This is a genomic window from Paenibacillus rhizoplanae, assembly GCF_042684125.1.
Classification (GTDB): domain Bacteria; phylum Bacillota; class Bacilli; order Paenibacillales; family Paenibacillaceae; genus Paenibacillus_AQ; species Paenibacillus_AQ rhizoplanae.
In genome coordinates, this window is sequence record NZ_JBHUKY010000035.1 from 36,756 (window position 1) to 48,151 (window position 11,396).

Here is an 11,396-nt window from a genome sequence, read left to right on the forward strand (position 1 = left end):
AAGGAGGTGAGCACACATGGGTCAAGCAGGTCAACAAAGTCGTGGTAGCCGTTCTAACAACCTGGTCGTTCCTCAAGCGAATGCAGCGCTGCAGCAGTTGAAATATGAAGCAGCACAAGAGCTTGGAGTAACTATCCCGGCTGACGGTTATTATGGGAACTATACCTCCCGCGAAACTGGTTCTTTGGGAGGATATATCACCAAACGTCTGGTACAACTGGCAGAGCAACAACTGTCCGGTCGTTCGTAATCGCTACCTTATCTTTACAATCCGTCTAAGCCGTGAGGCATAGACCGAGCAGCTTCACAGCCCTCCCGCGCTTCTCGTCGAAGCGCAGGGGGGCTTTTCTATATCTGTATAGAATCAGCCGAAGGATTGGTCCGAGGCATCGCCGTGACTGCTGCGCGGATAGCGGATCATCAGGTTCGCCATATTGTAATTGGACTCCAGTGTGGCATCCACCACCACCATGCCCTGGCGTACAGCGAATTCGTAGCTTATCTCTCCATGCGTCCACCGTTTCTTATACTTCAGGCTCTCCAGCGCCATGACGCGGAATGAGGATTGCTGGCCGGAAGTCAGCCCCTCCTGCTCGGCTGCGAAGCTTCCTCTGCGTCCGGCGAGCGGATTATGGCGGACCCCGAATTTACCGATGATATTATTCCTGATCTGTACAAATACGGTTCCTGAATTCAGTCCTGACAATTCCTCCTGCAGCTCATGAAATACCAGATCCATCTGTCTTGCAAGCGATAATTGTTCCGTCCTCACATGCATTTCCTCCTAAAAGTCTTGTGGGTGATGCAGCCTCATGGCTCTGCTCACACAAAACTTGCTTCGTAAGCAGTTGTTTGAATTTTGTGGGTCTAGCAGCGCTTATATAAGGCTTTAGGCTCATTATAGGGTACTAATTAAACACGCACAACATTATTCAACATAATTGGGTTATAATCCCTATAAATGCGCAAATTATTTAGTGTTTATAGCAAAATACAAACTTTTGTCGTCATTTATCGACAAATACGCAGCATAAAAAGACCCCGAAACCGGGGTCTTTGCGCATTCATACCATATTCAACCGCCATCATTTTACTGCAAAAAAAACAATTCGCCTCATTTTCGACAAATTCTTAGCTGCGTTGTTCCGTCATTTCCAGGAATTCATTAATATCGGCAACGATTAAATCCACAGCCCCCTGCCAGAAATCCGGCTTGGACAGATCCACGCCCAGATGCTTCGACACCAGATCCTCCAGCGTCATCACTCCGGTATCCTGCAGCAGGCTGTCATATTTATCGGCAAAGGATGCCCCTTCTTGCAGCGCAAGCCGGTATAGGCCGGTACTGAACATATACCCTACCGTATACGGGAAGTTGTAGAACGGCACATCCGTGATATAGAAATGTAGCTTGGACGCCCAGAAATGAGGATGATATTCGGAGAGAACCCCGCAGAAGGCTTCCTTCTGGGCTTCCTCCATCAGCGCGGACAATTCCTCGCTGCTTACAAGACCAGCCTTGCGCATCTCATAGAAGCGGGTCTCGAACAAGAAGCGGGCATGGATATTCATGAAGAACGCCACACTGTTTTGGATCTTCGCTTCAAGCAGCGCCAGCTTTTCTTCGTGGTCCGACGCCGATTTCACCTGTGCATCCGACACAATGACCTCCGCGAACGTAGAAGCCGTCTCCGCCACGTTCATCGCATAGTTCTGGTTGAACAGCGGCTGGTCCTCCAGCAGGAAGGAATGATAGGCATGACCCAGCTCATGCGCAAGTGTGGATACATTGGACGGCGTACCGCTGTAAGTCATGAATATACGGGATTCCTTGCTCTCCGGGAAGGAGACACAGAAGCCCCCCGGACGCTTAGCGGCCCGGTCTTCTACCTCGATCCAGTCCTTGTCGAAGGCACGCTCGGCGAAATCCGCCAGCTTCGGACTGAATTTGCGGAACTGGGTCACGATGTCGGCGGCTGCCTGTTCATAGGGAATTTTGCCGGAGGACTTGCCGACTGGCGCATCCACATCGACCCAGGCGAGTGAGTCCAGACCCAGAATTTCCGCTTTGCGCTTCAGATAGGATACCAGGGCTGGCTTACTCTTCGTAATAACATCCCACATCACATCCAGGGTCTCACGGGACATACGGTTGATGCCCAGCGGCTCCTTCAGCACATCCTCCCAGCCGCGGCCTTTATACAGCTTCAGGCGGAAGCCTGCCAGATGATTCAAGGTATCTGCACAATAGTCGGCCGCGCCGCCCCAGGCCTCTTCCCATTTGCGGAACATCGTACTGCGGACCTCCGGATTCTCATCCGTCAGCTTGTTGAAGGCTTGCCCGGCAGAGAGCAGCTTCTGTTCCCCGTCTTCTTCACAAGGAATCTGGATCTGCCCGACAATCGTCTCGTAATGCTCGCTCCAGCCATGATAGCCGTCAACTGCAAGCTCCAGTGCCAGGCTCTCCAGCTCCGGGCTCATCTTCTCACGGGCCAGACTCCGGCTCTCACTGAGCACAAAATTCAGCGGGGCAATCTCCGGCCGGGCCATCCACTCCGTCCATACCGCGTCAGAGGTCTGACGCAGCACGTTATCGAAGGCAGAGCTGATGCCCTCATATCCGGCGCGCAGCCCCGTCACCTTGGAGGACAGTCTCACAGCCCCCTTGTCGAGCTGATTCTGCGCACCCAGACAACCAGCGAATTCCGACGCCTGTGTAAGGCGGCCCGCGCAGCTCTGCAGCAGCTCAATGACCGGGTCCAGCAGCATCGTCGAGGCCGCATCCGCCGGTACAGCAGCGGCAGCCACTTGTCCGCGTAAGCTCTCAATGTCAGATTGGAGCACACTCAGGAAGCTCTCAAACTGCGGAGAAGCAGAGCCTCCCGGAAAAATCGATTCCAGTTCCCATGTCAGTGATAAAGGTTGTTTCATGTATGTCCACCATTCCTTCGTTATAGAGTAGTTTTCTTTGTATTTGCGGTACAGCCATGGTAAAGTGAATCATGATACTCCACTAATTGTAAGGAGGGCATCCTTGTGAAGCCACTGCAAATATCGCCGGAGACGGCCATTACCTTATCGAAACAACTCGGCGTTCCGCTGGAACACCTGATGCATATGCCCCAACATATCCTGCTGCAAAAGATCGCTGAATTATCCAAGAAGGCCGCTGGTGAGGCCCCCGAAGGCAGCGCTGCTCCCTCTGATGAGAAGGACAAGCAATGATCCCCTTCAGCCATACCTGGCCTTATGACATTATTCTTGGCGACATGTACGTACAATACTGCCCCTTCTGCGACCATGAGAATGTTCTTCTGCCAATGAAGCCTAAGGAGCTGCAGAATGTGCGTGACGGCAAAAAGAAGCTGCTGGTCTTTCCCTGCTGCAGTGCAAGTCCCACCGTCATTGATAATGACAATGACTACCTGCTGTTTGACCGGGCGGTCCGTTAAGCGCGGAGGTCCGGCTGAGGCCCCGCTTAAGCGGGCAGAGGCGTAGAAGAGGGATTCCTTCTACGCCTTTTTGCGTACCGATATACCGGATAGACGCTCTAACACCCTCATGTAACCTTCTATGTACCTGCGGGAAGCCCGTCCGGATCAACGTCCAGCCCGCGCATCTGCTCACGCAGAATGGCCCATTGCTCGCGCGAAGCCCGGATCATGGCCGCATCCGTAATCCGCTGGTCATTAATAACCCTTGAGAACCACCGCACAGCAGCGGCGAACTCCCCAATCCGGCGGTTCAACTCACCAATCAGATACATCAGCCGCGCATCATTACCACCGGATGAATCAGTCTCAAACACCTTCACATACTCATCCAGCGAATAGGCCAGGAAACGCTGCTCCTGCACCGTATCCCCTTGATAACGGTACAGCCAGGCAATATGGTGAAGCAGGCTTGCTATAATACGTTCCTTGTCCTTAATGCTCTGCGCGCAGATCAGGGCCAGCTTGTACGTCTCCAGGGCTTCCTCCCAGCTACGCTTCTCTCCGAAGTCGCGGGCCTGCCACCGTCTTCCTACTTGGGCATCGAAGGACTTCCGCTGCCAGTCGGCCAGCTTGTCTGCTGAGTTCTCCGTGGAGGCAAAGCCGCACTTCGGACAGACCCGTACCACATAATAATCGGGATTCTCCGCCTTGTAATAGGAGCAGAAGTCCGCATCGCGGCGGATGGCTTTTTTGAGGCTGGGACGTACTCTTGAGGTTAAAAATTCATGTTCACAGTTACAGCAGGTAACCTTAATCGAGTACAGCGGTATTAATTCCGGCACGGGTGCCCTCATCCTTTCACAATTACACTTTATTCATGGGGCATATTGACAAAATGATGGGCGGGACCCGCCAGCCGGCTCAGGACAAACGTACGCAGGGACTCCTCCACACCGGTCTCCTCCAGCGCCGCCTTCATGCAGGCGAGCCAATCCTCTGCCAGAGCAGGAGTGATGGGGATATGCATATGTCTGGCTCGCATCATGGGATGGCCGTGCTGCTCGGAAAACAGGGCAGGGCCTCCAAAAAATTGGCTCAAGAACTGATATTGCTTCTCCAGCACCGGAGTAATATCTTCAGGGAATAACGGGCTGAGCTGCGGGTGACGCTGCACCTTGGAATAAAACACAGTCACCAGGTGGTGTATCCCCTCAGCGCCTCCCAGGCTGTCATACAGGCTCTCTTTCGGATTCAATTGGAGGTTTCGCCTTCTTCCATATTAATCTAACTAAGCAGTTGCTTATCATTATACCAAAAAACGCGCTGCACAGTTATCCCTGCCTAAAGACATGTTCATATTCCGGGACAGGAAGGGCAGGATGCTGCCCGTGTGCAACAGAAAGCCCAGATTATTTCAAGTTTTAAACAAAAAAAGGCGCCAAACCGGAGTTCAGCGCTCGTAAGTTAATCAGTATGTTCTAAATTCTTCATCACCAGGCGGGACAAGGGAGACCCGGATCACATATACAAAAGCACAAACGAGCACTCCGGCAACTACGCTCATCACCATCACTCCATCCCTGAAAATCTATCTCAACAAGATGTGCATTAATTAAGTTTATAATACCATAATTTCAGTGAAAAAGCACCGGTAAATGTAACCGTTTTCTTCGTTTTTTTGTGCTGTTTGTCCAGCTTCCGGCATACAACTAAGCATAGAACTGGAGGCGAGAAACCGATGACCCTGAACAAAATCGCCAGCCCCCTGCTCGGAATCGTGCTGGCGGGCTGTATGCTGCTGATGCTGGTGCATCCCGCAAGCTCTCTGGATGCAGCGCTGCGCGGGCTCGCCGTCTGGTGGGATGTGCTGTTTCCCTCGCTGTTCCCGTTCTTCGTCATCTCTGAAATCATGCTGGGCTTCGGCATTGTCCATCTCTTCGGCGCTCTCCTTGATCCGCTGATGCGCCCGCTCTTCAATATACCCGGCAGCGGAGGCTTTGCCCTAGCGATGGGATATGTATCAGGATACCCTGTAGGCGCGAAATTAACCGCCAAGCTGCGCGAGGAGGGAATGATTAGCCGAATTGAAGGCGAGCGGCTCGTCGCCTTCACAACCTCCTCGGACCCGATTTTTCTGCTGGGTGCGGTCTCTGTGGGGTTCTTTCATGACGCCTCTCTGGGGCTTGTGCTTGCCCTTGCCCATTACGGAGGAGGGCTGATTGTAGGTCTGCTGATGTCCTTCCATGGCCGGGGCAGGCCGGAAGAAGCGGATACGAACTCCGTCCTTACCACTCCAGCCAGCTCTTCTGCATCTCTGGAAGGACAAGGCTCCGGCAGGCTGCGGTCTGCGCTGAACGCGATGGCAGACGCGCGCCGGGTAGACGGCAGGAGTCTCGGCGAGCTGCTTAAGAGCGCTGTTACCTCCTCACTCCAGCTTATTATCGTTGTCGGCGGCCTGGTTGTCTTCTTCAACGTGCTGATGGAGCTGCTAGCCCGTGCCGGTGTAATGTCCGCCCTGTTCAGCATGACCGGGCGGCTGCTGTCGCTGGCCGGCTTCCCGCCTGAACTCTCTGCGGCCCTGGTCAGCGGCTTATTCGAGGTGACGCTGGGCGCCCGGGCGGCGGGCGAAGCTGCCGGAGGGGTTCCGCTGCAATATAAGGCTGCTGCCGCAGTGTTCATTCTCTCCTGGGGCGGCTTATCTGTTCATGCACAGGTTGCCAGTATCCTGAACGGCACCGGACTGCGCTATCTCCCTTTCATGGCCGCCCGTCTGGTACATGCCCTGCTTTCAACGGCTCTGCTTCTCCTGCTCTGGAAGCCGGTGGTCCGCTCGGGGCTTGCCGGACAGTGGACCCTACTCCCCGCCGCCTCCGGGCTGGCCGCTCCAGAATCCGCCCTGCTCAGCAGCGTCAGCCTGCTCTGCCTGCTGCTGGCCTTCATGCTTGTCCTGTCGCTTGTGGTTCTGCTGCTGGGTAAGCTGCGGCGGCCTCCCTATGTCCGCAGGTAACTCAATATGCCACGGCTCTGCCGCTGTAGCACTGCAGCGGATTCCGGTTTTTCACAGCGCTAATATTGTGTTCCGGGTCAAGATTGATTATGATCGGTGTATGACTGAATTAGACAAAGGAGCCTGTACATCTTGAGATATTATGTTCTGGACCGCGGAGATGAATTGTCCATCCAACTAGCGGAGCAATTTCACAAGCTGGCGGCAGACCGGAATCTGGAGCTGGATGCCAAGTCACCGGAAATCGTAATTTCGATTGGCGGCGACGGCACGATGCTGCACGCTTTTCATACGTTTATCGATCAGATCCCGAACCTCGCATTTGTTGGCGTCCATACCGGCCATTTAGGCTTCTATGCGGACTGGCAGGCCGAAGAGCTGCCGTCCCTGATTGATTACATGTGCGGAGAGGTAGGGCCGCATAAACCGCGTATCGTACAGTACCCGCTGCTCGAACTGGAGATACATAAGAAATCCGGCTCCAGCAAGCACATTGCCCTGAATGAATTCACCCTTAAGGGGGTGGACGGGACGGTTGTGATCCAGGTGGATATTAATGATGTGACCTTCGAGATGTTCCGCGGGGACGGCCTCTGTGTATCCACACCTTCCGGCAGTACCGCCTATAACAAAAGTCTGGGAGGCGCTATGGTGCACCCCTCGATCGAGGCGCTGCAGATTGCTGAAATTGCCTCCATTAATAACCGGGTATTCCGGACCATGGGCTCGCCGCTGCTGCTGCCGGGGCATCATCACTGCGATATCTTCTCGCGCAAGGAGCAGCGCCTGCTGCTGACCATTGACCATAATAATATCCCGGTGGATGATCTGATTTCGGTACGCGCTCAGGTAGCGGACAAAAAAATCAGCTTCGCCCGCTACCGCCCCTTCCCCTTCTGGAACCGTGTCCGGGAGGCCTTCTTGGTCTAGCCGGATCCCTGTTGCTCATGCACAAGCGGGAACGGTATTGCGCCCTTTACAAAGGACGGTCCGTTTCTGCAGGATATCCATAATAAAAGCCGGAGATGCCCCTGCTCTCCGGCTTTTATTATGCCTATTTCCATGAACCGTGCTCTGCTCTGCAGCAACCCGCAGAATACGTAGACAGACGGAAATTTCAAATGGTATAATGGATCTATTTTACATAGTTTTCTATTTGAAGGAGCGAATCTATTGAAGAAATTAGTATCCCTGCTAGGCATCAGTCTGCTGGCCCTTGTGCTGGCGGTTCCCGCTTTTGCCGCAGACAAACCCATTAAAGTGTATATTAACGGCAGCAATCTTGCCTTCACAGCCGGCACTCCTTATCTGAAGGATAATACGGTGCTTGTGCCTTTCCGCGTTGTTTTTGAGAAGCTTGGGCTGCGGGTGCTGTGGGACTCCAAGGCGGGTACGGTGACTGGCACCGGAACAGGCCTGGATATTAGCCTTAAGGTAGGCAGTAAGCGGGCCAGTGTCAACGGAACCGTCAAGCAGCTTACTGTCGCTCCTGTCTCTAACGCCGGGACCACTTACATCCCCTTGCGCTTCATCGCAGAAGCTACCGGGGGCACAGCGGTCTGGGATTCGGCCAGCCGCAGCGTGAAGATTACCGCATCGCCCTCCTCCGCCTCCAGTGAGCAGGAGATCAAGGCTATCATTCAACTAGCTAACCAATATTATAATGAAGAGAAGGCCATCAGCTTCTATTCGCTCGTTGATGCAGAGTCGGATAATACGGAAGCTGTAAGCAATATGAATTCCCAGTTCGAGCTATATGACATCAAGAACACGATCGAGAGTCTTAAAGTCCTCAGTGTTACGGGCAATGAAGCTACAGCCTATACTGTCGAAAAAGCAGTACGAACCGGCGGTTATTATACACCGGATGAGCAGTACGAATATTTATATACGCTGATTCGTCAAGACGGCGCCTGGAAGATCTCCGAAATGGAGCTGCAGGAATCCTCCGTGCTGCTGACACGTGAACAAGGCATGAAACCGGCTTTGCTGCCTCAGGGCGATCAGACCGCGATTAAGGATACGCTCAGCAAATACTATCAGGGTATGAATGACCGCAATGCTGACGCAGTCCTTGCCTCTATGACCTCGTACGGTGCGGAAGTGGATGACTCTTACAAAGAGGAGCTAAGTGATCATTTTGAAACCTACGATCTTAGCTATGCGGTGTCTTCCTCAAATGTCTTCTATTATGCTGCCGATGAAGCCGCAGTCTATGCGGATGTGGTCATTACCGACGGTGAATCGAAGGAGACCTATACCCAGTCTCTGATCCTCCTGCTCTCCAAGTCGGAGAGCGGTACCTGGACGATCGACAACACTTATCATATAGAATTCACCGTGAAATCCTAAATTCAAAAATTCATCAAAAGGATGTATGAACTCATGAAATCAGCCAAAATCGTTACCGCACTCTTAAGCGGCTGTCTGGCGCTATCCATCGCCTGGGCTCCTGCTGCCTCAGCGGCAGACGCTGCCACCACCACCGACGCCGCGCAAGCCTCGAAGACGGAGATCATCAATGAAATTATGCAATATCTGGAGTATTACAACGTCGAGGGCGTAGACCAGGATACGCTTATCCGCGGTGCGATTGACGGTATGGTAGGCACATTGGACGATCCTTACAGCCAATACTTCACGAAGGAGGAGGCTGCGGACTTTGGCCATCAGGTCGATCTGGAATATGTCGGCATCGGGGTCCGGCTGATGTATACTGCCAAAGAGCTGTACATTGAAGAGGTCATGAGCGGTTCCCCGGCCGAGGCTGCGGGACTAAAACGCGGTGACTCCATTCTCAAGATCAACGGGGTGCGGGTGGCTGAGACGAATGGCGATGAGCTGAGCGGCAAAGCGGGCACGAAGGTGTCGCTGCTTATTCAGCGAAACGGAGCTAACAAATCCTATACGGTAACCCGCAGTGAAATTGCTACAAGCTCGGTAACCAGCAAGATGCTTAGCTCCAAAATTGCTTATATCTCCATCAACGGCTTCACCCAGACTGCCGATGAGGAATTCTCCGCCGCGCTGGACAAAATGCGTTCAGGCGGCATGAAATCGCTGGTTCTTGATCTGCGCGATAATACGGGCGGTTACATGGATAGCGCCCAGAATATCGTCTCCAAATTCATGGATGCCGGCATTATGATGTACACCTCCGACCAGACAGGTGCACTGAAGCCGGTCGCAATTACGGACGGCAGCAAGATCGGCGTTCCTGTAGTGGTATTGACCAATGAATACACGGCCAGCGCCTCTGAAGCCTTAACCGGTGCGCTTCGTGACAATAAGCTGGCTACGGTTGTAGGCACGCGCTCTTACGGAAAGGCACGGATTCAGAGCCTGATTCCTATGTCCGGCGGCGGCGAGCTGAAGCTGACCACCATGAAGTATCTGACTCCGAACAAGGAGGATTTCAACCATATCGGACTTGCACCTGATATCGAGGTCAAGGGCAAAACCGCCCAGTTGATTACCGCGCTGCAAATTGCCGGGATGAAGGAGATTGTCGCCTCTGGTGACCATCATATTCTGGATGTTAACGGCACTGCTTTTGCCGGAAATGTAGGTCTAATCAAGCAGGGCGATAAGGTATATGCCGCCTCCCGTATATTGTCTGCTCTTGTGGAGAATGAAGTCTCCTGGGATGCCAAGAACAAAAAGGTGCTGCTGACCACCGGCGCCGGTAACGTATCCGGGTTCACCCTGGCCTCCAAAGAGGCGCTGTTCCAGGACGGTGAGACCTTCATCGAGCTGAATGCCTTCAAGAAAAAGTTCCCTGCGCTCGTATGGAGCTACAATGCTTCACTGAAACAGCTCAAATTAGCTGTGAAATAGAATCTGCCCGCCTGTGGGGGCATCCGGCAAAAGGGGCTGTCCCAAAAGCCATCAAATGGCTGCTTGAGACAGCCCTTTGTTTTGAAGTAGAATCAACGTGAGCACTTGGGTGGACGCTGCGCGAACGGACCGTTGTTCCAATCGCTGTGGTCTCCAGATTTTTTTCATTCCCCTTAGCGGTGAAAATCCGGAGACCAAGGCGACCGCTGCCGCTTTTCCACAATCGTTCCGTTCTCTCCGCTGTTTAAGCGGAAAATGGACGACAATATTTATAAAAACGCAAAAAAAGAAACCTCTCTTTTGTTAAAATGGAGTTACCACACAACCATTTCAAAGGAGGGGTTTCTTTGTACATTCAATATACCATGAACCTACTTTGCTTGCCAATGGATCTCGAAGAAGATATTCCTTCGAACCACCTCGCTCGTGTCGTTAACACAGCTGTGAATCGGCTGGACGACTCCATCTTTGACGCTGCTTATCCTGGCGGCGGCCGCGACAGCTACCATCCCAAAATGCTTACTAAAGTCATGATCTACGCCTACACCCAACGCATCTATTCCTCCCGTCAAATCGCCAAAGCGGTGCGTGAGAGCATCCCCTTCATGTGGCTAGCCGGACGGCAGCGACCTGACTTTCGTACGCTGAACCGCTTCCGTTCCCAGCGGATGAAGAATGTCCTTGAAACGGTATTTACCGCCGTGCTTCAGTTTTTGGCTGACGAAAAATACGTTTCCCTGGAGCATTACTTTGTGGACGGAACCAAGATTGAGGCCAACGCCAATCGCTATACCTTCGTATGGGGCAAAGCCGTTAGTAAACATAAGTCCAAGCTGCAAGAAAAGGTACAGGCTTTGTTTGAGGGCATTGAGGCTGCAGAGAAACAAGAAGAACAGGAACACCGCGGCCAGGACCTGAGCGAACTTGGCGAGTCCGCTGAGATCAGCAGTGAGAAACTCGAACAAATGACTCAGGCGCTGGAGTCACAACTGCTTGAGAAACCCAAAGACAAGCCCCTGAAAAAAGCCGTTCGGAAGTTGCGTAAGGATTTGCTCCCTCGACTGCAGAAGTACGAACAATATCAAAAGCTGCTTGGGGACCGGAACAGTTTTAGCAAG

Annotated in this window: 12 protein-coding genes; 8 read left to right on the top strand and 4 right to left on the bottom strand. The window is 52.9% G+C overall.

Annotated features, from left to right (window positions below; all coding sequences use genetic code 11):
- The first annotated feature begins 16 nt into the window (after positions 1 to 16).
- Positions 17 to 250: an alpha/beta-type small acid-soluble spore protein gene (locus ACFSX3_RS21535; RefSeq protein ID WP_036701727.1), complete on the top strand. Its 234-nt coding sequence runs from the start codon at positions 17 to 19 to the stop codon at positions 248 to 250.
- 114 nt (positions 251 to 364) lie between these two features.
- Here ACFSX3_RS21535 and ACFSX3_RS21540 read toward each other — a convergent pair whose 3' ends face one another.
- Both ACFSX3_RS21540 and ACFSX3_RS21545 read right to left on the bottom strand, forming a co-directional pair.
- The gene (locus ACFSX3_RS21540) at positions 365 to 739 is read right to left on the bottom strand and encodes an O-methyltransferase (protein ID WP_379313265.1); all 375 of its coding nucleotides are present in this window, start codon (positions 737 to 739) and stop codon (positions 365 to 367) included.
- A 392-nt stretch (positions 740 to 1,131) separates the two neighbouring features.
- Positions 1,132 to 2,931 carry a M3 family oligoendopeptidase gene (locus ACFSX3_RS21545; RefSeq protein WP_209993181.1) on the bottom strand — a complete coding sequence of 600 codons (1,800 nt, stop codon included), beginning with the start codon at positions 2,929 to 2,931 and terminating at the stop codon, positions 1,132 to 1,134.
- Between the two features lie 105 nt (positions 2,932 to 3,036).
- Between ACFSX3_RS21545 and ACFSX3_RS21550 the strand changes: the two genes are divergently transcribed.
- The gene (locus ACFSX3_RS21550; protein WP_209993182.1) at positions 3,037 to 3,225 is read left to right on the top strand and encodes a YycC family protein; all 189 of its coding nucleotides are present in this window, start codon (positions 3,037 to 3,039) and stop codon (positions 3,223 to 3,225) included.
- Positions 3,222 to 3,452, top strand: a complete 231-nt coding sequence (locus ACFSX3_RS21555) for a hypothetical protein (protein ID WP_209993183.1) — start codon at positions 3,222 to 3,224, stop codon at positions 3,450 to 3,452. The genes ACFSX3_RS21550 and ACFSX3_RS21555 overlap by 4 nt, the downstream gene beginning before the upstream one ends.
- A gap of 119 nt (positions 3,453 to 3,571) precedes the next feature.
- Here the strand turns inward: ACFSX3_RS21555 and ACFSX3_RS21560 are convergent, their stop codons facing one another.
- Entirely contained in the window at positions 3,572 to 4,276 is a 705-nt protein-coding gene (locus ACFSX3_RS21560; protein WP_379313240.1) for a DUF2225 domain-containing protein, read from the bottom strand.
- A gap of 29 nt (positions 4,277 to 4,305) precedes the next feature.
- Positions 4,306 to 4,689: a globin domain-containing protein gene (locus tag ACFSX3_RS21565; RefSeq protein WP_209993185.1), complete on the bottom strand. Its 384-nt coding sequence runs from the start codon at positions 4,687 to 4,689 to the stop codon at positions 4,306 to 4,308.
- A gap of 483 nt (positions 4,690 to 5,172) precedes the next feature.
- On the opposite strand from ACFSX3_RS21565, the gene ylbJ reads away from it, so the two are divergent.
- The 5 genes from ylbJ to ACFSX3_RS21590 form a co-directional block, all read left to right on the top strand.
- The gene (ylbJ, locus tag ACFSX3_RS21570) at positions 5,173 to 6,441 is read left to right on the top strand and encodes a sporulation integral membrane protein YlbJ (RefSeq protein ID WP_209993186.1); all 1,269 of its coding nucleotides are present in this window, start codon (positions 5,173 to 5,175) and stop codon (positions 6,439 to 6,441) included.
- A 132-nt stretch (positions 6,442 to 6,573) separates the two neighbouring features.
- Positions 6,574 to 7,371, top strand: coding sequence for an NAD kinase (locus ACFSX3_RS21575; protein WP_209993187.1), 798 nt, complete (start codon positions 6,574 to 6,576; stop codon positions 7,369 to 7,371).
- Between the two features lie 243 nt (positions 7,372 to 7,614).
- Complete coding sequence (locus tag ACFSX3_RS21580; RefSeq protein WP_209993188.1) at positions 7,615 to 8,793, top strand: copper amine oxidase N-terminal domain-containing protein; 1,179 nt, start codon at positions 7,615 to 7,617, stop codon at positions 8,791 to 8,793.
- A 33-nt stretch (positions 8,794 to 8,826) separates the two neighbouring features.
- Positions 8,827 to 10,278 (top strand): S41 family peptidase, encoded by a 1,452-nt coding sequence (locus ACFSX3_RS21585; protein WP_209993189.1) that lies wholly within the window; start codon positions 8,827 to 8,829, stop codon positions 10,276 to 10,278.
- 347 nt (positions 10,279 to 10,625) lie between these two features.
- Positions 10,626 to 11,396 (top strand): transposase (locus ACFSX3_RS21590; RefSeq protein WP_379313242.1); only part of this gene is annotated, 771 nt, incomplete at its 3' end.

Excerpts from the sequence above, each read along its gene's own strand:
- ACFSX3_RS21535 (WP_036701727.1), top strand. The coding sequence starts at position 17 with ATGGGTCAAGCAGGTCAACAAAGTCGTGGTAGCCGTTCTAACAACCTG.
- ACFSX3_RS21540 (WP_379313265.1), bottom strand. The coding sequence starts at position 739 with ATGGATCTGGTATTTCATGAGCTGCAGGAGGAATTGTCAGGACTGAAT.
- ACFSX3_RS21545 (WP_209993181.1), bottom strand. The coding sequence starts at position 2,931 with ATGAAACAACCTTTATCACTGACATGGGAACTGGAATCGATTTTTCCG.
- ACFSX3_RS21555 (WP_209993183.1), top strand. The coding sequence starts at position 3,222 with ATGATCCCCTTCAGCCATACCTGGCCTTATGACATTATTCTTGGCGAC.
- ylbJ (WP_209993186.1), top strand. The coding sequence starts at position 5,173 with ATGACCCTGAACAAAATCGCCAGCCCCCTGCTCGGAATCGTGCTGGCG.
- ACFSX3_RS21585 (WP_209993189.1), top strand. The coding sequence starts at position 8,827 with ATGAAATCAGCCAAAATCGTTACCGCACTCTTAAGCGGCTGTCTGGCG.